The organism is Acinetobacter sp. YH12076, assembly GCF_013419525.1.
GTDB classification, from domain to species: Bacteria; Pseudomonadota; Gammaproteobacteria; order Pseudomonadales; family Moraxellaceae; genus Acinetobacter; species Acinetobacter amyesii.
Window position 1 is genome coordinate 120,732 of the sequence record NZ_VOZY01000001.1, and the last position, 22,858, is coordinate 143,589.

General features: G+C 40.3%; 16 protein-coding genes. 7 read left to right on the forward strand and 9 right to left on the reverse strand.

From position 1 onward, the window contains the following. Positions 1 to 1,047, reverse strand: coding sequence for a rod shape-determining protein (locus FTU22_RS00490; RefSeq protein ID WP_078193300.1), 1,047 nt, complete (start codon positions 1,045 to 1,047; stop codon positions 1 to 3). Between the two features lie 133 nt (positions 1,048 to 1,180). Here FTU22_RS00490 and gatC point away from each other — a divergent pair, with 133 nt between their 5' ends. The 5 genes from gatC (at position 1,181) to FTU22_RS00515 (ending at position 6,313) form a co-directional block, all read left to right on the forward strand. Next, complete coding sequence (gene gatC, locus FTU22_RS00495) at positions 1,181 to 1,495, forward strand: Asp-tRNA(Asn)/Glu-tRNA(Gln) amidotransferase subunit GatC (protein WP_078189985.1); 315 nt, start codon at positions 1,181 to 1,183, stop codon at positions 1,493 to 1,495. A gap of 51 nt (positions 1,496 to 1,546) precedes the next feature. Then, positions 1,547 to 3,025 carry an Asp-tRNA(Asn)/Glu-tRNA(Gln) amidotransferase subunit GatA gene (gatA, locus tag FTU22_RS00500; protein ID WP_180092279.1) on the forward strand — a complete coding sequence of 493 codons (1,479 nt, stop codon included), beginning with the start codon at positions 1,547 to 1,549 and terminating at the stop codon, positions 3,023 to 3,025. After that, positions 3,025 to 4,500: an Asp-tRNA(Asn)/Glu-tRNA(Gln) amidotransferase subunit GatB gene (gene gatB, locus FTU22_RS00505; protein ID WP_180092282.1), complete on the forward strand. Its 1,476-nt coding sequence runs from the start codon at positions 3,025 to 3,027 to the stop codon at positions 4,498 to 4,500. Before gatA ends, gatB begins: the two co-directional genes overlap by 1 nt. A 72-nt stretch (positions 4,501 to 4,572) precedes the next feature. After that, positions 4,573 to 5,616, forward strand: a complete 1,044-nt coding sequence (locus FTU22_RS00510) for a hypothetical protein (protein ID WP_180092285.1) — start codon at positions 4,573 to 4,575, stop codon at positions 5,614 to 5,616. A gap of 178 nt (positions 5,617 to 5,794) precedes the next feature. After that, positions 5,795 to 6,313 carry a hypothetical protein gene (locus tag FTU22_RS00515; RefSeq protein WP_257225857.1) on the forward strand — a complete coding sequence of 173 codons (519 nt, stop codon included), beginning with the start codon at positions 5,795 to 5,797 and terminating at the stop codon, positions 6,311 to 6,313. 852 nt (positions 6,314 to 7,165) lie between these two features. Here FTU22_RS00515 and FTU22_RS00520 read toward each other — a convergent pair. Next, on the reverse strand, positions 7,166 to 7,753 hold the full coding sequence (locus FTU22_RS00520; protein WP_180092287.1) for a hypothetical protein: 588 nt from the start codon (positions 7,751 to 7,753) through the stop codon (positions 7,166 to 7,168). A 230-nt stretch (positions 7,754 to 7,983) separates the two neighbouring features. Here FTU22_RS00520 and FTU22_RS00525 point away from each other — a divergent pair, with 230 nt between their 5' ends. Then, positions 7,984 to 8,883 carry an NADP-dependent oxidoreductase gene (locus FTU22_RS00525; protein WP_180092290.1) on the forward strand — a complete coding sequence of 300 codons (900 nt, stop codon included), beginning with the start codon at positions 7,984 to 7,986 and terminating at the stop codon, positions 8,881 to 8,883. A 95-nt stretch (positions 8,884 to 8,978) separates the two neighbouring features. Here the strand turns inward: FTU22_RS00525 and FTU22_RS00530 are convergent, their stop codons facing one another. From FTU22_RS00530 to sbmA, 5 genes are all read right to left on the reverse strand, one after another. Then, on the reverse strand, positions 8,979 to 9,425 hold the full coding sequence (locus tag FTU22_RS00530; protein WP_180092575.1) for a hypothetical protein: 447 nt from the start codon (positions 9,423 to 9,425) through the stop codon (positions 8,979 to 8,981). 147 nt (positions 9,426 to 9,572) lie between these two features. After that, the gene (locus FTU22_RS00535) at positions 9,573 to 10,418 is read right to left on the reverse strand and encodes a hypothetical protein (RefSeq protein WP_180092293.1); all 846 of its coding nucleotides are present in this window, start codon (positions 10,416 to 10,418) and stop codon (positions 9,573 to 9,575) included. 94 nt (positions 10,419 to 10,512) lie between these two features. Continuing rightward, a complete protein-coding gene (locus FTU22_RS00540; protein ID WP_180092296.1) occupies positions 10,513 to 11,484 on the reverse strand; it encodes a hypothetical protein in 972 nt (323 codons plus the stop codon). A gap of 250 nt (positions 11,485 to 11,734) precedes the next feature. Next, positions 11,735 to 17,608 (reverse strand): BapA/Bap/LapF family large adhesin, encoded by a 5,874-nt coding sequence (locus FTU22_RS00545; protein ID WP_257225858.1) that lies wholly within the window; start codon positions 17,606 to 17,608, stop codon positions 11,735 to 11,737. Positions 17,609 to 18,110: 502 nt separating this feature from the next. Next, complete coding sequence (gene sbmA, locus FTU22_RS00555; RefSeq protein WP_180092299.1) at positions 18,111 to 19,307, reverse strand: peptide antibiotic transporter SbmA; 1,197 nt, start codon at positions 19,305 to 19,307, stop codon at positions 18,111 to 18,113. Positions 19,308 to 19,765: 458 nt separating this feature from the next. Here sbmA and FTU22_RS00560 point away from each other — a divergent pair, with 458 nt between their 5' ends. Next, the gene (locus FTU22_RS00560; RefSeq protein ID WP_180092302.1) at positions 19,766 to 19,960 is read left to right on the forward strand and encodes a hypothetical protein; all 195 of its coding nucleotides are present in this window, start codon (positions 19,766 to 19,768) and stop codon (positions 19,958 to 19,960) included. A 286-nt stretch (positions 19,961 to 20,246) separates the two neighbouring features. Here FTU22_RS00560 and FTU22_RS00565 read toward each other — a convergent pair whose 3' ends face one another. Together FTU22_RS00565 and FTU22_RS00570 are read right to left on the reverse strand one after the other, a co-directional pair. Then, the gene (locus tag FTU22_RS00565; RefSeq protein ID WP_180092305.1) at positions 20,247 to 21,299 is read right to left on the reverse strand and encodes an AbrB family transcriptional regulator; all 1,053 of its coding nucleotides are present in this window, start codon (positions 21,297 to 21,299) and stop codon (positions 20,247 to 20,249) included. A gap of 46 nt (positions 21,300 to 21,345) precedes the next feature. Next, positions 21,346 to 22,845 carry a tripartite tricarboxylate transporter permease gene (locus FTU22_RS00570; RefSeq protein WP_180024037.1) on the reverse strand — a complete coding sequence of 500 codons (1,500 nt, stop codon included), beginning with the start codon at positions 22,843 to 22,845 and terminating at the stop codon, positions 21,346 to 21,348. Positions 22,846 to 22,858: the final 13 nt, after the last annotated feature.

The following is a 22,858-nucleotide window of genomic DNA, read 5'->3' on the forward strand; positions in this document are numbered from 1 at the left end:
TTAGCCTACAAATAACATGTCATGATTAGGGTTATCGAAGAATTCGAGAACCTTACCGCCACCACGTGTAACACATGATAGTGGATCTTCTGCAACCACGACAGGAAGACCCGTTTCTTTTGCAAGAAGCTTATCAAGATTGCGAAGTAATGCACCGCCACCAGTCAACACAATACCGCGTTCTGCGATGTCTGAAGACAACTCAGGTGGCGTTTGCTCTAGTGCAGATTTAACCGCAGACACAATGTTTTGTAGTGGATCAGAAATCGCTTGAGTCACTTCGTCAGAAGTTACGGTAATCGCACGAGGTACACCTTCAGCCAAGTTACGACCACGGACTTCGATTTCCAAAGGTTTTGCACCTTCTTCTGGAAGCGCCATACCAACTTCTTTTTTGATGTTTTCTGCAGTGGTTTCACCAATCACACAACCATGTGCTTTACGCACGTAGTTAATGATTTGTTCATCAAATACATCACCACCGATACGTAGTGAGTCTGCATAGACACAACCTTGAAGTGAAATGATCGCGATTTCAGTTGTACCACCACCAACATCGACAACCATCGAACCACAAGCTTGCTCAACAGGCATACCTGCACCAATTGCAGCAGCCATTGGCTCTTCAATTAAGCGAACTTCACGTGCACCTGCATTGTATACAGCTTCACGGATTGCACGGCGTTCCACCAACGTCGATTTACATGGCACACACACCACGACACGCGGTGCAGGTGGGAACAAACGTTTTTCGTGCACTTTGCCAATGAATTGATTCAACATCGTTTCAGTGACTTCAAAATCTGCAATCACACCATCTTTCATTGGGCGAATCGCAGAAATATTTGCAGGTGTACGACCTAGCATTTGCTTCGCGTCAAGACCTACTGCGGCAACGATTTTTTGTGAACCACTGTGGCGAATTGCCACCACCGTCGGTTCATTTAATATAATGCCTCGTCCTGGCGCATAGATAAGTGTATTTGCAGTGCCTAAATCAATGGCAAGATCCGGCGAAAACAAGCCAATTAGTCGTTTTAGAATCACGGGGACGTTCTCAGTTAAACTTTTATATGGACGCAAGGTGGCAACTTTAACTAAATGTGATGATTTGAACAAGTCAATCGCTTATTATAAGCCACGATATTTTGAATTTTTTTAATACTGATTAGGTAATGTTATGTCTACATCGGATGCACAGCATTCTGCAGATCTAAATGCACAAACAGTTTCAGCGATTGCCCATCTGGCTCGATTGTCGCTAGATGAAGCGCAATCTGCTGACTATGCTCAAAGTTTAAATAAAATTTTAGGCATGATGGAAACCCTGAAAGGCATCGATACTGACGGTGTTGAACCACTAAAAAGTCCATTCGACAATCCGCAGCCCTTACGTGAAGACGTGGTATCTGAGACCAATCATCGCGAAGCATATCAAGCAGTTGCTCCTGCAGTACAGGATGGCTTGTACCTTGTTCCGCGTGTGATTGAATAATTTTTATTCAGATCAACATTTTTTCAAATTAAACGTAAAGAAATATTTCTCATGACAGATTTACATCGCTTATCAATTCGTGAATTGTCTGAAGGTTTGGCTGGCGCTAAATTTTCTTCACGCGAATTGACTGAACACTATTTAAAACGCATTGAAAAAATCGATGCTCAAGTCAAGTCATACGTGACCGTGACAGCTGAACAAGCACTTGCGCAAGCAGATGCGGCTGATGCTGCAATTAAATCAGGCAATGCAACTGCGTTGACTGGTGTACCAATTGCACATAAAGATATTTTCTGTACCCAAGGCATTAAAACCACTGCTGGTTCTAAAATGCTGGACAATTTTATCTCTCCTTACGACGCGACCGTTGTAGCGAAAGGTAAAGCTGCGGGCCTTGTCACTTTAGGTAAAGTGAACATGGATGAATTCGCCATGGGTTCGACCTCTGAAAATTCATTTTATGGCGCAACAGCAAACCCTTGGAACTTAAACCATGTTCCGGGTGGTTCTTCAGGCGGTTCTGCTGCTGCGGTAGCGGCTGATCTTGCTCCTTTCGCAACAGGTACAGATACAGGCGGTTCAATCCGTCAACCTGCATCTTTCTGTGGTTTGACGGGTCTTAAACCAACTTACGGTCGTGTATCACGCTTCGGTATGATCGCGTATGCATCATCTTTAGACCAAGGCGGCCCAATGGCGCGTTCGGCTGAAGACTGTGCTTACCTTATGAACGTGATGGCAGGTCATGATGCGAAAGATTCAACTTCGGTTGAAAAAGACGTCGATAACTACGTGGCGAACCTGAACGGTACAGCGGTTAAAGGCTTACGCATTGGTATTCCTAAACAATACTTTAACGTTGCCGGCTTAGATGCTGACGTGAAAGCACGTGTTGAAGAATCGTTGAAAAAGTTAGAAGAAATGGGCGCAATCTTGGTTGAGATTGACCTGAACATGACTGAAAGCTACGTACCAACGTATTACTTGATCGCACCTGCTGAAGCATCGTCTAACCTTTCTCGTTATGACGGCGTGCGTTATGGCTACCGTGCAGAAAACCCTGTGGATTTGATGGACTTGTACAAACGTTCACGTTCTGAAGGTTTTGGTAAGGAAGTTCAGCAACGTATCTTGATTGGTACCTACGCACTTTCTGCGGGTTACTACGATGCTTATTATGTGAAAGCACAAAAAGTACGTCGTTTAATTCAACAAGATTTCTTAAAAGCATTTGAATCTGTAGACGTGATTGCTGCTCCTGCTGCACCAACGACTGCGTACAAGATTGGTGCAAACTTATCTCCTGTAGAAATGTACTTGGGTGACATTTACACCATCGCGGTGAACTTGGCAGGTCTGCCTGCGATTAACGCGCCTGTTGGTTTTGACAAAGACAACTTGCCTGTTGGCTTACAGCTGATTGGTAACTACTGGTCAGAATCTCAATTGTTGTCTGTGGTGCATCAGTACCAACAAGCAACGGATTGGCATACACAACGCGCTGCGATTGCTGAGGAGAATGCATAATGTCTAAAAACGCTGCTAAACCAAAATCTAACCTGATTGATGGTTGGGAAGTTGTTATTGGTATCGAGATTCACACTCAGCTTGCAACCAATACCAAAATTTTCTCAGGCTCATCTACCACATTTGGTCAAGACCCAAATACACAAGCGAGCCTAGTTGACCTTGCAATGCCGGGCGTATTGCCTGTACTCAACAAAGAAGTGGTTGATCTTGCAATTCGCTTTGGTTTGGGTATCGATGCTTACATCGACCAAGCTTCTGTATTTGCACGTAAAAACTATTTCTACCCTGACTCTCCAAAAGGCTACCAAATTAGCCAAATGGACAACCCGATTGTGGGCTTGGGTCATATCGACATTCAACTTGAAGATGGTACGGTTAAGCGCATTGGCGTAACCCGTGCTCACCTTGAGGAAGATGCAGGTAAATCGATCCATGACCAATTTGAAGGTCAATCTGGTATCGATTTAAACCGTGCAGGCACACCTTTACTTGAGATTGTCTCTGAACCTGATATGCGTTCGGTTGAAGAAGCAGTTGCCTACATTAAAGCGATTCACACCCTTGTACGTTGGTTAGGTATTTCTGACGGCAACATGGCAGAAGGTTCGTTCCGTGCAGACTGTAACGTGTCTTTACGTCGTCCGGGTCAACCGTTTGGTACACGCTGCGAGTTGAAAAACCTCAACTCATTCCGCTTCATTGAACAAGCGATTAACGTAGAAATTGAACGTCAAATGGAAATCCTAGAATGGGACGGCACTATCGACCAAGAAACTCGTCTGTTCGACCCTGTGAAGATGGAAACCCGTTCAATGCGTTCTAAAGAAGAAGCGAATGATTACCGCTACTTCCCTGATCCAGACTTGTTGCCTGTGGTGATTCCAGATGCGCAAATCGAAGCGATTAAAGCGCAAATGCCTGAGCTTCCTGCTGCTCGTCGTGCGCGTTTCGTGGCTGACTTCGGTGTGACTGAGTATGATGCTCACGTACTGACACTGACTCGTGAAATGTCAGAATTTTACGAAGAAGTCGTTAAGGCTGCTGGCGGTGCTGCGCAAGGTAAGATTGCTGCAAACTGGGTAATGGGTGAATTCTCAGGTGCCTTGAACAAAGCAGGCCTAGACCTTACTGACTCTCCTGTATCTGCTGAGAAACTGGGTGGCATGATCGCACGTATTGTGGACAATACCATCAGCGGTAAGATCGCGAAACAAGTGTTCGGCTTTATGTGGGAAGAAGGCAAAACTGCGGACGAGATTATTGCGGAAAAAGGCTTGAAACAGGAAACTGATACAGGCGCGATTGAAGCGATTATTAAGGAAGTTCTTGCTGCCAACGAGAAGATGGTTGAAGAGTATAAATCTGGTAAAGAGAAAGCTTTCAACGGTCTGGTTGGTCAAGTGATGAAAGCGTCACGTGGTAAAGCCAACCCTGCTCAAGTGAATGAATTGATGAAGAAATTGATTGGTTGATCTATTCGCTAATTATTTGATTTCATGTTATAAAAACCTCGCTTAATGCGGGGTTTTTTTATGGGAGAAAGTATGGAAATTAAAATTTACTTTAATAAAACTAGTGCACCCCCGCTATTAGAAAACTTTTCAGGTTATCTCATTTTACTCTCTCCCTCTAATTGGGATGATTTTGGATACAAAACAACGTTTAATATCCATATTTGTGACTATTCTAAGAACCCTTGTATAAAGAAAAGTTTTGGTATAATTAAAATTGGTCAACTTGCGCAATCACCAACAAATAGTATTTTTGAAACAGAATATTTTAAATACTATTTTGATTTACCTATCCCACAACGCTTTCTAAACACACTACCAAATAATTTATTTTCTTTGCCAGAATACGAACACTTTTATTTCGATCTAGAAAATTATTTCTCGGAGGACTTAACTTTACTTAGTTCCTTTTACGAAAAAATTAGAGATATTGTTAAAAATAACTTACAGCATCAGATTCTAACTGAAAACTTTTTTATTAAATCCTTTAAAAGGACGATGTGTTTTACTACTCAACAAGAGTTTCAATGGTTATATGAAAAAACCAAATCTATAGATATTTTTGAAAAAAATATATTGAAAGCTAAGCAAATTCTTAACCATAAATATCCTGCTGATTTAGAAGAAGATATTAATATAATGCTACATGGTTTTCTTATTGCTACATTAGAGAATTATCTTGAAACAACGTTCATTACAACTGTACTTTCATCAGATAGCTTTATCCTCAAGCAAGCTTTAAACGATGGCTCAACCAAAGATTTAACATTCAAAATTCAAGAATTAAATAATTGGAAAGATACTCTTAGAAAAAAAGTAGAAGACTCTCTTAAAACAAAATCATTCCATAATGTTCAAACTGTTATTCCTATATTTAAGACAACATTAAACTGTGATATTCCCAAAACTACTTGGCTAGTGCCAGCCGTTGAGAAAAGACATGATTGTGCTCATAGAGCTGGGTATACTAAAGAACAGAAGAAAATACGAATCTCAAAAGAAGATATCGATACCCTTATTACAAATATCAGCGAATTCGTTAGCAAAATACAACTTCAAATTCTAAAAATAGATTAAATGTTCTCTCTCCTTTTAAGAAAGAATTATTAATTTATTTTCATAACTTTATTTATAGAATCAATCCAAACACTTCATATCTAAAACAACATAAGTATCAAAAAAAGTATCCTCCCTCACCAAACTCGAAGACTTAGGACGTGTTCAACTTTCAAAGTCCTTCTTTATGCGCGACTTCATGTGTAGCGAAATCACCAACTGGTACGGTGTCCCCAACTTTCCAGACCATCCCGAAATTGCGATTCGTACAGGCACACGACTCTGCGAAGAACTACTTGAACCTCTCCAAGACAAATTTGGACGCATCACCATTCGATCCGCTTATCGTTCGCCACAAGTGAATCAACTTGGCAACGAAAAAGGACATAACTGTGCTAGCAATGAAAAAAACTTTGCCAGCCATATTTGGGACTATCCCGACGAAAAAGGTTACGGCGCAACAGCGTGTATAGTCATTCCTTCATTTCTAGAACTGTATGAAAAAGACCAATCCAACTGGCAACAACTTGCCTATTGGATTCATAACAATCTGAACTATAGCCACCTACAATTTTTCCCAAAACTGTGTGCTTTTAATATTGGTTGGCATGAACAACCTGCACGCGAAATTTATAGCTATATTCAGCCTAAAGGCTATTTATTGAGGAGCGAAACGGTGAATCCAGTATTTGAAAAGTTTTATCCTGATCTGCTGTGATTTATCCCACCTTACGCAACAGTGTTGCTCACCCCAGTGGAAGAGATAGTATCATGTGATTCTTTAGGTCCGTAAAGTTCCCTCTCTTCTCAAGAGATGAAAAGCACTGCTGTGTAAGGGAGAGGTTTTAGAAAGCTATTATTGTAAGTAAGATTTAAAATCTTTAATTAAAATAATAACAAATTCAAATAGATCATTAGAATTTTATGTGTAAACTTAGCGAGAATATCTAATTAAACCTTTATCAAAAAAGAATAACAAATGTCACTACTACAAATTTTACTTTCGATACTAGGCATCTGTTTCGTTCTTTGGATGTATGGCTCTGTAAATACTGACAGAGAACTAATACCTAAATTATCTCAACTAAAAAAAGTTTGGAGTGTAAAATTTCTGTATCGATTGTTTTCGCCCATTCGTTATATCTTCAATAAATTTAACCAATTTCTATTATTCTTAAAGAAAAACGTTAAAAATTTCTTCAAATTTCTTGTCGAAATAACCTTTGAAATTTTATTCAACTTAATCCTGCGTGGGATTTGGTTTATCATAAAAAGTATATTTTTAGCTATTTTCAGAATATTTGACTAAAACTAAAAGGACTACTTTTCTTTTCATACTTAGATAGCTTTGGAAAGCTAATAGAATTTGAGCGCGTTCAACCTTTAAAATCATTTTTTATGCGTGACTTCTAATTACCCTCACCCCAGCCCTCTCCCTCCCATAGGGAGAGGGCGCGTCACAACATCAATTCAATACGCGTTGTTCCCTCTCCTTTTAGGAGAGGGTTAGGGAGAGGTTTGATAAAGACATCTGGGACAAAATTAATAAAGTTTTTATAAAGAATAAACCTTAAAGCCCTTCCAACTGAGCTTCACACCCCGCCCACTCATTTACATTACGCAAATACTTTAATGGTTTCATTTCAACTCGTTCACCAGAAGGCAAAATTTCTTGAACTTCTAGGGAACATTGATTCCCACCCTTTTGGTCCAACAATTCATAATTATTATTTGAAGCAAATTTATAAACAGCATTTACACTACAACCACGCATTTCCGCACCTGTATGCCAGCTCTTATAAGCACTTAAAGCTATAAAACGTTCCGCAGGTAATTTAAATTCTGCAAACTGAATATTTTGAGGTGGGTATGGCATATTTAATGTTTTAACTTTATAACGAATATTGCTACCTAAACCATTAACACTTTCCACTTCAGGCGACATGAGAAACTTAGGCTGCATTGACGTCATACATCCATTTGGAAATAATCGCACACTGAAATTTTGGCCTTGCTCAATCCGAATACTACTAGTCAAAGCTTCTGTAGAATCTTGATATAACTTATGACCAATTAATTTTTTTGATTGATTTACAACATTTGCTGTACAACCGGTAAGTGCTGTTGCAACTAAAAGCACAATACATATTTTTTTCATTATCCACTGCTTCCAGTTTAAAATTTGACTGATTTTATTAAAAATTAATCTAAATTTAAAACAATTTAATTAATTTTTTTACTGTAGATATATGTATCGGTACAATCTAAAGCATTTCACTGTTCTATTTTTAGAAAAATCTAATGCAAATTTCGGTCTGTAATCCATAAACATCGCCTACCTATAATTCAAACATGATTTAAAAAACTGAATGAAATAGGCACAAGAAAATGAAATCAACCATCTTAGCAGCACATCAATACGGCCAACCCGAAGTCCTCGAATTTGCACAATACGAACTACCACCATTAGCTTCTGGCATGGCACGTATTCACGTCAAAGCCTCTGGTATCAACCCAATTGATGCCCGCCGCATGACAGGTGAATTTAAACATGCAGCCCTACCGCAAACCTTTGGTACAGAATATGCAGGCATCATTGCAGAAGTAGACGGCTCACAATATGAATGGGCTGTAGGCGACGAAGTGCTGGGTTCAGGCGGTGCTTTTACCCATGCCACCGTGATTGATGTACCACTATCAAATTTAATCCGTAAACCAAAAAATATTGATTGGTCTATTGCGGGAACAATTGCAGGCGCAGCACAAACAGCCATGACCATTTTAGATGAAATGGGCCCTGCTCAGTCCTTACTAGTACATGGTGGTTCAGGCGGTGTCGGTTCGATTGTCGTACAGCTTGCAGTAGAAAAAGGCATTGAGGTTGTAGCAACGGCCTCGGCTGCCAATCAAGACTATATTCGCAAATTAGGCGCTATAGCTGTCACCTATGGAGAAGGTTTAGTTGAACGTCTAAAAGCAGTACATCCAACACCTTTTGATGTTTCAATCGATATGATTGGCTCGGAAGAAGCGACTCAAACCTCTCTTGCTGTAGTCAAAGTTGGCGGATTTATGGGAAGTATTGCTGGCAGAAAATTATCTTCCAATAAAATTCAGCCAGTATGGGTTAAACGTAACCCAAAAAACCTACAGCATGTCGTTAATGGCATTGCTGACGGCAGTTTTACGTGGACAGTCAGCCGTGAATATGCATTTAAGGATGCACAGCAAGCCTATGGCGATATTTTAGAAGGTCATACCAAAGGTAAAAGTGCGCTGATTTTTTAATAATAATTAGCTGTTCCAAAATGTAAATGAGCGCTAAAACAGGCTCATTTACATCGTTATTTAACTTTAAAATGTGTATTTCAAATTTAAAAATCTTATCGAGTAATCCCCAGTTTATTCCAAATTTCTGGGGTTAAAAATTTGGCCACCAATTTATTCAAATCGACATAACGCAGTACGCCTTGTAATTGTTGTTTAATTTCAGGCGTCTTTAATATTTCATCCCCAGTAATACTACCAAGCTCTTGAAAACTTTCGCCTACAGCCTGTAGACCGTCGGCTTTAATTACAGCCTGCGTTTGTGTAGAACATTGTTCAACCAAGATTCGCTGCATCACTTGAGCCAGATTTTTATCGAGTTGCGTTTTTTGCGCATCGCTGACATTACTGTATTGTTTTAAATCTGGATGCGCTGCCAAGGCAGAAAAGGTCCATTGTAGAACTGCCGTTTTATCCGCCGCAGTGGTCGATTTCACTAAACATTGACTAAGCTGATCCACCGTCGGACTCGCCAAACTCACCTGAGTCGTCCCGAGCATCATGAGCGTCAATAAAGCCAAACCTGCTGGTCGTGAAAAACGTAGATGTAATTTTTTAGAAAAACCGTAAGCCATAGACCAAACTCCTAAAACTTGAGTCACCTTTGTATCATGAAGTTCTGTATTTGCTGTTTGGTCTATGTAACTCAACTATTCATTTTTGCTAGTCGGTGCATAGATGAGAGGATGAATCGTTGGCCTTCTATTCCAATACCAGTAAAAATGTCCATGGGTATCGAGCAAACTATGGGTGGTCAATGTCGATTTATTACTGTCACCTCGCCAACAGGCTAGTGCTGCATTACGGTTATTATGTAGGTCAATAAACTCGGGATTCGAATATTTTGGTTTTGCAGGAATGTATAAAGCATCTCCCGGATTGACCCATAAATCTGCCAAGTAAATCTTACCTAGATTTGGAAAATAACGTCCCACTGAGATGACTAGAGGCAATTGATCCTGATCGGTCGCGCTAAAAATATGTGGAAAGTCATGATGTTCTAAATCAGTAATGACAAATGGCGTTAAAGTTTTACAGCCATTTAAATTTGATGTTGCATTTTCATAAGGCAAATAATGCCCTGCCATCATGCCGTATTCATAATGAATTTCTGACAGTAGTTTTTGATTTGAATGAATCTGAATCGCTTCACCTGCATGGACTAGGGTGATACCAAAAGCTGCCGCGGTTTCTTTGGTTGCCACCAATGGCATAAACTCGAAGTGTTGCCCTTCAAAATCAAGCTCCGTTTGCTCCCCCCAATTGGTAATTTTAGTCGAAATTTCAGAAGGAACCTCGTAGCCATTTCCCATCGTCATTTTCGCATTGGTGGCCGACTCGGTAATTAAATGAATCCCTGACCCAAGTGATGCTAAATATGTTGGATGCCCACGATCATTCAAAAAGAAGGGTGTTTGCTCGATATTGACTGTAATTTCAGCCAATTCCCGATCAAATAATGGTGCATTAAAATAAGTTTCATTTACTGAACTCATGGTTTTTCCTTATTATTTTTAAAACTTTATCTGAATACATCATTGGATCAGGATAAAAGCTTATTTCCCCAAATGGCTTTTATCCTGTTGAGGTTTATTTCATACGATTCAACATATTTTTTGCCCCTGCATGGTTATAGTTAGTCGCTAAGTTTTGTAGGATGCCTTTTGCTCTTGCATTGGCGTTTGGGTAACTTTTGCTATAAGCAGGCACTGACGTTAAGCATTTTGCAACGAGCATGCCTGATTCAGCATAGGCTCTATTGGCATTTGCACCATTTAATTTGCCATAGCTATAAGCGCGCTGTGCATTATTACAAGCGGTAACTTGGTTTTTACCCGCATTTAAGTCACGTCGTGCATTCACATACAGGCGCATTTGTATCTGCTGCGATGTTTCTGCAACTGGCTTCGCCGTTGATTTATTTTCAGGCTCTTTGGCTTTAGTTTCTTTTTTAGTCTCTACTTCTTTTTTTGCTTCATCTTTCGCATTGTTTTTTGTTGTCGTTGCTTTGGCTTTGCTTGGTGTGGCTTTTTTAACTACAGTTTCTTCTTGTTTATTATAGTTTTTGCGACGTTCTTCAGGTCCAATAATAGCTGTATACAAACTCACTAAGCGGGTTTCAGAACGGTCATTCGATTTACGCTCTGAAACGGGTTCAATAGCAACCATCCAACGTTGTCCATCTGCCTGACTACACTGAAACACACCTGTGCTCTGTTTTATACTGCTATAGGTCGCTAATAATTTACGACTCCATGCATTTTTGACTTGGTTCAAATTGCTTTTATTCAGTTGAATAAATTTGCCATTTTTGGCTTGGCAGTAACTGCTCATATTTTGCTTGGGTATGAGCGATTCTGCTTCCATATTTTTCTTTTGTGGTCCCCAATCATAGACGTATTCTTTCGCCTTGCCATTTGAGCTATTTAGCCCTTTTTGATTGATCACTTCTTGTGGTGATGCATAATGATTAAATGAATTTGGGTTTAAACTCTGCATGGTGGTACAACCATGTAATGCAAATCCAATACTCCCCACCCATAAAATTGCCTTTAAATTCACAGCAAAAATCTCAAAAATTTCACCCTTAAAAAATAGCGTAATTTAGTGCCTTTCACAATTTTATAATCTTGATTTTATTTATTATTTTTATAAATTTAATCACTAAAATCGCATACGTTTGAGATCTATACACATGTTGTTCATTTTAATTTGATGAATTTCACATTTCATTTCGATCTAGTGGTGTTTATGAAGAACATAAAAAAGAGCCTCCGAGGAGGCTCTTTAACTAAGAGCTTAATTTTATTAATTAATAAATGAGATGATTTCCTTTTATGAGCTCTTCAAGGGTCGATGCTTCATTAATAGTCAATAAATCAACTTTACTATTGTACGTTGTACCAGCACCATCGCGGTCAATAGAAATAGTCGAAACGCCATTGCTAGTTGTAACGCTCACATAACTAGCAATGTTGGCTGCAGTCGCGCCGGAGAGTAATGAACTAATATCAATGACATCACCTTGCGATTTACTGAAATCACTCCAAGTATCGTGGCCATTACCACCCAGAGCATCTGTCGAATTCAATACATTAAATATCAATGTATCTTGACCTGTGCCTAAGGTGAATGTTTCTGCTCCACCCTGCGATACAGCAACATCATCACCAGCCGTCCCACCTGTAGGATTTCCAATAAGTACAGACTCTTTACCAAGAGTAATACTTAGAGTAGAACTTGCACTTGAACCGTCTAGAGTCTCTACTTTATAAGTAAAGACATCCACTTTGCCTAGGTCGCTAACTTTACCATTTGCAAGGTAACTATATGAACCGTCTGCATTGATTGTCAGTGTGCCATAGCTTCCGACAATTGCAGTTCCAGTTCCTACATTATAGCCAGCTGGTTCAGTTGTACCCGCTACAGCTCCGAGCTTGAAGCTAGAAGAATACAAGGTGTCCTCACCAGCACTATCTGTACCAGTAATGACATTACCTGTCACCGCAGCTGCAGTATAAGTTGGCGCTTTCACATCAAGCTGGATGTTATTTATACCAAACTGCGCCGTCAAGGTATTATTAAAGTCATAAAGCGTTACACCATCACTGCCAGAAACTTTTAATGAATACGTCGCATCAGATGTTCCGGTATTGGTGACTTTATAGTAATGAACGGTACCATTTTGAGCCGCATTGCTAGTCCAAGTCGCCAGAGTACCGCCAATTAAAACACCGTTTTGAGATAACGTAACCGTAGTTGTGTAGTTAGTGGTTTGATTATTAGTAACAAACGTACCAAAGTCCTGCGTTACATTGGCTGGAACAACTGTTGTAAACGCAATATATGCCGTTTGACCCGCAGCGACTGTGAATGTGCCGCTATCATCAGGAATAGATTGTACGCCTAGTGTCGTTTGACCCGTTGTTAAGACAGATCCAGCTGCATCACCGTTTCCATTTACAGCTACATTATATTGGTTAGCGAGTGTTGCTGCTGTCCCATCCACATCTGCGACCAGAACATTTGTAGCTTTCGTTGCCTCTTGTGCTCCAGTTTTTCCAGTCCAATCTAGATTCACTAGAGTCGAATCCAAACGAATATAAATATTTGCTACAGAACTATGTCCATCTCCATCCGCAATTGTATAACTAAATGTATCCACTTTACCTAATGCTGTTCCATCCGCAGTCATTTGATAGCTATATGTACCATCCGAATTAATCGTTAATGTGCCATATTGCCCCTCAATTACTGTAGGTGTTCCAGCAACTACACCTTGGTTGTCAGCACCATGTGTAACTGTGGTTACTTTGACATCAAGACCAACTGGGTTAATCACATCATTATCAAATACATTGCCTGTTACTGGGTCAGTATTGTTAATGGTTGCGATAACTGTGCCATTTGCATCCAAGTTCAATGAACCAAGTACATTCAACGATAATAGTTGCGTTAAAAGATTATTCGTTTCAGAACCATTTGGAGCAAGGACAAAACTATAATTACCAGCCTCGTTTAATGTAACAGCTGCACTGCCACTAGCAGTAAATGTAAGTAAGGCGTTATTTAATGTGTACACATTTTCAAGGACATTATAAACTTCATACTTACCCGCCCCATTGTCTTTTAATATCACGAGATCCATCGTGCCGTTAACACTTCCACCAGCCAGAAGGGCATCAACAAGTGCCCCCAATGCTCCTGCTGTTAGACCTGTTGATCCTGATGCCGTCAACGTAAAATTAAGTGTTTCATTGTTTGCAACTGTAATTTTTGGATTTGTTGAAGTGCTTAAATCAAGACTAATTATACCTCCAAGCACACCTGCATTCGCTAATGTGAAAATACTTCCTTCGATATCAGCTCTGCTCTCTGTTGTGCTTAACTCATAGTTTGTTGAATTTTGATCGTCATCTGCAGTGATATTATGAGTCACCGCTGGAATCACGATATCCGTTAACGCATCAATACGGTCTTGGAATGCGCCTGCTTCTGTTGGGAAGTCGGCAACAATGCCATCTACCGCTGCTTGCGCTGCAGCTTTCGCAGCTTGAGCATCCGCTAGATCTTGGGTTAAAGCATCCACTTCGGCTTGGCTGATTGAGTTATCCGCTTGCGCTGCCGTCAAGGCATCCGCCGCATCCTGATACGCTTGCTCTGCCGCTGCTACCAAGTCTTCTACCGCTGCAATTTCTGTTGCATCGTCAACACCGTTGTTGTTGCTGTCCGTCACCGCTGGAATCACGATATCCGTTAACGCATCAATACGGTCTTGGAATGCGCCTGCTTCTGTTGGGAAGTCGGCAACAATGCCATCTACCGCTGCTTGCGCTGCAGCTTTCGCAGCTTGAGCATCCGCTAGATCTTGGGTTAAAGCATCCACTTCGGCTTGGCTGATTGAGTTATCCGCTTGCGCTGCCGTCAAGGCATCCGCCGCATCCTGATACGCTTGCTCTGCCGCTGCTACCAAGTCTTCTACCGCTGCAATTTCTGTTGCATCGTCAACACCGTTGTTGTTGCTGTCCGTCACCGCTGGAATCACGATATCCGTTAACGCATCAATTCGATCTTGCAGTGCATCTTTGTCCGTACTGTCTGGCAAGGCATCCACTGCATTTTGTGCTACATCTTTAGCATCTTGCGCATTTTTTAAGGCATCTTCTAAAGCAGCTTTTTCTTCAGGTGTGATTAAGCCATCTGTATTCGCATCAGTGAGTGCATCTTCTGCTTCTTGATACGCATCTTCTGCTGCTTCAACAAGATCTGTGGCTAAATCAACTGGATTTTCTGTGCTGTCATCAACTCCGTTTTCATTGGCATCGTTGACTGCTGGAATAATGATATCCGTCAACGCATCAATACGGTCTTGGAAGCCATCTTTGGCATCTTGCACGGCTGCAGGTGCCGACGGTAAAGCATCGACCGCATCTTGCGCTGCGTCTTTGGCGTCTTGTGCCGCTTTGAGGGCTTCTTCAAGTTCAGCTTTTTCGGTTGGGGTGATTAAGCCGTTTGATTCAGCCTCTGAAAGTGCATCTTCTGCTGCTTGGTACGCATCTTCTGCGGCTTTTACTGCCGCTTCGGCATCGGCAATTTGTGCATCCACTGCATCATCAATACCGTTGCCATCGGTATCTGTCACCGCTGGAATGGTGATATCCGTTAAGTTATCTAGGCGATCTTGGAAGCCATCTTTGGCATCTTGAACAGCTGCAGGTGCAGATGGCAAGGCATCAACCGCGTCTTGTGCTGCAGCTTTGGCATCTTGTGCCGCTTTGAGTGCATCTTCAAGTTCGGCTTTTTCGGTTGGCGTAATTAAGCCATTTGATTCAGCCTCTGAAAGTGCATCTTCTGCTGCTTGGTACGCATCTTCCGCTGCTTTCACTGCTGCTTCGGCATCAGCAATTTGCGCATCCACCGCATCATCAATGCCATTACCATCTGCATCGGTCACAGGTGGAATCACGATATCCGTTAAGTTATCGAGACGATCTTGTAAGTCGTCTTTATCTGTTCCTGCTGGCAAGGCATCCACTGCATTTTGTGCTGCATCTTTAGCATCTTGCGCATCTTTTAAGGCATCTTCTAAGGCCGCTTTTTCTTCAGGTGTGATTAAGCCATCTGTATTCGCATCAGTGAGTGCATCTTCTGCTGCTTGATACGCATCTTCTGCCGCTTCAACAAGATCTGTGGCTAAATCAACTTGATTTTCTGTGCTGTCATCTACGCCGTTTTCATTGGCATCGTTGACTGCTGGAATAGTGATATCCGTCAACGCATCAATACGGTCTTGGAAGCCATCTTTGGCATCTTGTACGGCTGCAGGTGCCGACGGTAAAGCATCGACCGCATCTTGCGCTGCGTCTTTGGCGTCTTGTGCCGCTTTGAGTGCTTCTTCAAGTTCCGCTTTTTCGGTTGGGGTGATTAAACCATTTGATTCTGCATCCGCTAAGGCATCTTCTGCGGCTTGATACGCATCTTCTGCGGCTTTTACTGCCGCTTCGGCATCGGCAATTTGTGCATCAACTGTATCATCAATACCGTTGCCATCGGTATCTGTCACCGCTGGAATGGTGATATCCGTCAACGCATCAATACGGTCTTGGAAACCATCTTTGGCATCTTGTACTGCTGCAGGCGCTGATGGCAAGGCATTCACCGCGTCTTGTGCTGCATCTTTGGCATCTTGTGCCGCTTTGAGTGCATCTTCAAGTTCGGCTTTTTCGGTTGGGGTAATTAAGCCGTTTGCATTGGCTTCTTCTAATGCATCTTCTGCTGCTTGGTACGCATCTTCCGCTGCTTTCACTGCTGCTTCTGTATCAGTAATTTGCGCATCCACCGCATCATCAATGCCATTACCATCTGCATCGGTCACAGGTGGAATCACGATATCCGTTAAGTTATCGAGACGATCTTGTAAGTCGTCTTTATCTGTTCCTGCTGGTAAGGCATCTACCGCATTTTGTGCAAGTTCTTTGGCATCTTGCGCATCTTTCAAGGCATCTTCTAAAGCAGCTTTTTCTTCAGGTGTGATTAAGCCATCTGTATTCGCATCAGTGAGTGCATCTTCTGCTGCTTGATACGCATCTTCTGCTGCTTCAACAAGATCTGTGGCTAAATCAACTGGATTTTCTGTGCTGTCATCAACTCCGTTTTCATTGGCATCGTTGACTGCTGGAATGGTGATATCCGTCAACGCATCAATACGGTCTTGCAAACCATCTTTGGCATCTTGCACGGCTGCTGGTGCAGACGGTAAAGCATCCACTGCATCTTGCGCTGCGTCTTTGGCGTCTTGTGCCGCTTTGAGTGCTTCTTCAAGTTCTGCTTTTTCGGTTGGGGTAATTAAGCCGTTTGCATTGGCTTCTTCTAATGCATTTTCTGCGGCTTGATACGCATCTTCTGCCGCTTTCACTGCCGCTTCTGCATCGGCAATTTGCGCATCAACGGTATCATTAATGCCATTACCATCTGCATCAGTAACAGGTGGAATGACGATATCCGTTAAGTTATCGAGGCGATCTTGTAAGTCGTCTTTTTCAGTACTGTCTTTTAATGCGTCAACAGCTTTCTGAGCAGCATCTTCAGCAGCTTTGGCATCGGCAAGTGCTTGCTCAAGCTTGGTCTTTTCTTCAGGGGTAATTAATCCATCCGCTTGTGCATCGGTCAAAGCATCTTTTGCGGCTTTATTTGCATCTTCTGCTGCTTTTACCGCTTTTTCTGCCGCATCGAGTGCTTGATTTGAGTTGCCCGAACCCGATGAACTATCTGAATCATTATTTGCCCAAGCTAAAATGCCTCCAGCAGTAACTAAAGGAAATAACCACGTCCATAAACCAACTGTTGAATCTGAATAGAGTAAAGGATTAATTTCATCGATCGGATTATAGTTAATTTCAGATAATCCAGCTTCATTTGGATTTGTTTCTAATAGATATAATTTATCATCTTCTTCTAGTACAACATTGTTTTCATTTGGATTATCTGTAAAGTAATTCTCAATTATTAGTTGCTGTCCGTCTTTCATTTTTATAATTAAAGTATTTCCACTTCTCTCCATACTTAAAACATTTTCTTTTGAAGTATGTATAACAACAACAGAAGCCTCCTTTAATAAAATATTACTCGTTTGTATGTTTTCTAAAACAGAATGATGTTCTTTTGACACAACTTGGACTTGTAACATGACAATTACCCTCTGGTTTATTTATATATTTATGATTTAAAAATTTTTTTTAACCACAAGCTTTATCTTATTAATCAAAAGGCATGTGAATGGACATATAACAGTTCAGCAAAGTTAAAAAAAATATTAAAGTTTTTTTCTTTATCGCATTGTTAAGATGCTTCACGCCAAACAGAAAGAATGAATTTGCAAACAAATACACATCAACACCAAAAATATGTGATTTTGTTTGCATTTCAAATGTAAAAAAAAAAGCAAATAAAATGTGATAAAATTCAACAAAAATGTAATTTTTATAAATTAATCATCGATATGGATACAATATACATACGTAAAATTACCAGAATTACATAATAGGTATTTTTATTTACATTTTTTTATAAAATCATGAAATAAGATCTAACCTCTTTAATTTATTGATTTTATTTATTTGTAATTCTCATTAATTAAAACCATAAAAAAAACCTGTAATTAATTACAGGTCATTTTTAATGATTAAAAATTAATTATTAATTGTTTTTTCAAATGCTTTTAAACGTTTGTAAATAGAAATCAATTCAATAATGGTTGTCCACGAAGAAATCAGGTATTGGAAAGAATCACGTACACGCCCAAAGACATTTAAAATTTGCATTAATATACCGAGCGTGATTGTTCCCGCTGCAATACTTGGAAACAATACAAAGAACCCATAAATATTATCAAGCTGCATATACCAAATACGAACTAGGTTGAAATAAGCATAGTGAAAATACAGTCTAAAATAATTAAATCGGACTTTACCAAATAATTGTTTTAATGTGAGAGGGTCTGCTCGATCTGCATGATCTTCACCATAAACTAATTCTTTACGATATGCTGCTTCGACTTTTTGATTATTAAACTCCAAACCCGGTAGTTTATAACCCACCAGCATTAAAATAACCGTCCCTAATACTGCCCAAAGGACTGCCGCCCAAACTAATGCATAGGTGATTTCCCCCACGACAGGTAATTTCTTTACATGTGTTGATAAAGTTAACAGCACAGGTAGAAATGCAATTAAGGTCATCACCGATTCAACCAAGCTAACCCCAAGTCCCTCTGTGGTTCTCGCAAAACGCATCGTATCTTCTTGAATACGCTGTGAGGCACCTTCGATGGTTCTCAGTTTTTCCCAATGTGCAGTATAAAAGTCATTCATTGCGGTACGCCAACGAAAAACATAATGACTAACGAAAAACAGGTTCAATACCGCCAGTGTGACATATACCATGGCCACATAGAGAAAAGTCAGCGTCTCTGAATATAGCGTCGCCACTTCACCCCCACCACCTGAAAGCATCTTCTGGATCAGATCATAGAATGGGTTATACCAAGCATTGATTACGACATTACATTCCACACTAAACCAAACATTAAACAGGATAAATGCGGTTCCCCACACAGACCATCGTTGCCAAGGATTATCTGATTTAATCTTCCAAAAGGCTGCAAAAAGCGCCGTTGCTACAAAAAACCAAGTATAGAACCATAAAAATTTGGGGCTCCAAAATCGGCTAATACCAATAGGCAGCTCTGCTTGATGATAATTTGCAGCTAAACCAAACATCGTACCCCAACGATTGCCACCGCTATACCACAAGACAATATTGATGACGAACCATATAAGGAATGATCCAAAAAACCATTTTGGATTTGGAAAAAAAGATTTAAACATTGGTCCTACATTTCCCTGAATCTTTGTTTTTAGATTGAGTTGCTGATAATAAGTTTTATTTCATTAATTTTCTTGTTCAGATTGAAGATTTAACGCTGTTTAATCTGAAATTTAACAATCAAATACAAGACGACACATCTTTCGGTTAGCTTAAGGATGAAAACTGAAGTTCACCTTAAATTCATTATTGATCATGCCCTTTTGATGATCTGGTCATTGTTTGTGGAACAAAAAACACATCTTAGGACATATAATTAGAGTTAAAAAGTTTGTCATATTTTAAAATTTTTTTTGATATCAACAGATTAAAAACCATAATTTATTCAACCATTATTTAAACTTAAGCTATGGAAATCTCTAAAATATTTTCTGCGATGGAGCTCACGTCATTTACAAAACATGTTTCTTCACCAATAATATGCTAAGTTCAATTAACAACCGATGCTTGGGGAAGTAAAATGGAAAGTGCAATTGTTGAATTACTCAAACCAATTACATTAAATAAAGAAAATTGCAGTCCTTTGGTTTTTGAAACTGGTACCGTTCTGAAAGTGATTATGCAAACGCCAGAAGGCCTTTTGGTAAGTAATGATGACAAATTTAACTTTATGATTTCATTCAAAGATAAGAATGAAGTTTGGCGCGAAATTTAATTTTGACGTTAAATCTTTAAATCTTCGAATTTTGCATAATAATGAAATTTAAAATTTACTGATCTAAAACGGCATTAAAATAATAAGGGACTGACGAGAGCAGTCCTGAATCAAATTGATCCCTCTTGCTCATCTTCACTTTCAAACCATCATTTAAGACCCTTTTCTCAACTATCTTTCATTAATCTCATTTTTTTCTAACTTCTACTCCCCTTTATTTCAAATGCAATCTATAGAAAGTGTTCTATTTAATTCATCTGAATCAAAGATCGAATTGAGTGGACGATTAAGGCTTATCTGTTGTTTTAAAAAATATTTTTTTGCTCAATTGATAGAAATAATTGGTGGTCAATATCACAAAAATCAGCCGTGATAGTTGAAACGCAACCACGATAGGCACAGCTAATCCAAGGGCTTTTGCCATTAAAGACATTTCTGCAATGCCGCCGGGAGATAAGCCTAAAACTAAAATCTTCCCATTAGCATGACTGATATACATCAAGAACAATGCAAACAGGATGGATAATCCTAATGCCAACAAATTCAAAATGGTCGTGATGGCGATGAATTTTTTATGGCTTTTTAAAAAGCCAAAAGGAAACTTTGTGCCTAATGACCAACCTATACATATTTGTCCAAAGGCCGTAAACCACGTCGGAAATTTTAATTCCAATGCTCCGAAAAATGAAAGAAATCCCACCATAACTAATGGTCCGAGAACCCACGCATTTAATACATTGAATTTTTGAAATATTTGCGCAATCAAGCAGGCTAGAGCAAATAAAAGAAGAATTTGCACAATTCCAAAGTGATCAATGATGTGTGGGTCTAGACTCACCCAATGAATATCAAATAATGCTGCTAAAACGATTGGTACAAGCACCACAAGTGCCACGATTCTCAAACTATGTGCAGCAACGACTTTATCTACTTGCGCATGGTGATGTTCTGCGATATTCACCATTTCACTGGCACTGCCGATTGCAGAAGAAAACCACGCCGTTGCCCAATCTAAACCATTGATACGATATTGTAATCCTGCGATAAGTGTTCCCAAAATCAATGACCATAAGATGCCGAGTACGATAAATATCCAATAGGCAGAAATAGCATGGACTAGCGCTGGGGTAAAATATAGTCCCAAAACCATACCAATAATGACTTGTCCCACTTTACGCCAATGCGGTGAACATGTGAGTGGTTGGCCTATACAACCAAACAATAAAGCCGCGAGTAATGGCCCGAGCAACCACGGTAAAGGGAGATGAAGTAAATTTGCGATGAGCGCACCGATCAGTGCGCATACCAATCCTTTGGCATTTAATTTTATGATTTCCATATGATCTAACAGCAATGGTCAGACTCGCTGACCATTGCTTCTCCATTTAAGCTTTTTGCTTCTTAATGAATAGATATTTACGGACGATTGGCAAGATCAACAACAGTGCTGACATGACCCATAGTCCCATACTGATGTTACTGCTCCACAGAATACTGAGCTCACCTTGAGAAATGGAGAGTGCACGTCGTAGATTTGACTCCATCAATTCACCCAGTACAAAACCAAGAATCAGAGGTGCCAATGGAAAATCAAATTTTCGAAGGATATATCCAACAATACCGAGCCCCATACAAAGTACAAGATCGAAAACAGTGCTATGAATTGCAAATACCCCAACAAAGCTGACGGTTGCAATAATAGGAATCAAAATATAGCTTGGAATCGAAAGTAAACGCGCAAAGAAGCCAACTAAAGGTAAGTTCAATACCAATAAGATAATATTCCCCACCATTAAGGATGCAATCAATGCCCAAACCAATACAGGCTGCTCTGTAAATAACTGCGGACCTGGAGTAATGTTATACATGGTCAAAGCCCCCATCATGACCGCAGTTGTTCCAGAACCCGGCACACCTAAAGTCAACATTGGGACAAAAGAACCACATGCTGCCGCGTTATTAGCACTTTCTGGCGCGGCCAAACCACGTAGATCACCTTTACCAAATTGACTACTATCCCCCGCCATTTTACGTTCAGTGGTATACGCCATGGCACTCGCTACACTGGCACCCGCACCCGGTAAAATCCCTGAGAAAAACCCAATCAAGGATCCACGAATCATGGTGGCTAAGGCACTCAGAAACTCTTTAACATTAAATAATGAGCGTTTTCCTTGTTCTAAAACCACTTTGCCCATCGTGGTCCGTTCAAGCAGCAGTAAAATTTCACTGATACTAAATAAACCAATCACCACAGTTGTAAAGGCAATGCCGTCACTTAAACCCACACTATCAAATGTAAAACGATAAACACCAGTAATCGCATCCATACCCACGGTCGAAATTGCCAGACCGATCAGCGCCATGATTAACGTTTTAAATGGTTGCGTGCTGACTAAACCGGTCAAGCACACAATTGCAAAAACCATCAAGGCAAAGTATTCCGCTGGTCCAAAGGAAACCGCCCATCGTGCCAAAATCGGAGCAAATAAAACAATCCCAATAAAGGCAATCGTACTACCTATAAATGAGCTAACAGATGAAAGGGATAAAGCAATACCTGCCTTACCTTGCTGAGCCAAAGGATAACCATCTAAAGTGGTCATAATTGCACCCGCATCGCCCGGCACATTCAGCAAAATTGCGGAAATTCGTCCACCATACTCACAACCGAGATAAACAGCTGCCAATAAAATTAAGGCACTATCAACGGGTAATCCTAAGGCATAGGCAAAAGGTAATAAGATGGCAACACCATTGATTGGACCCAATCCCGGCAACAGTCCGACAATCGTTCCAATAAATGCACCAATAAAAGCAATGAGTAAGTTTTGTGGTTGTAAGGCAACTTCAAAACCTGTCATTAAGAAATTAAATATGTCCATGTCGTTGTCATCC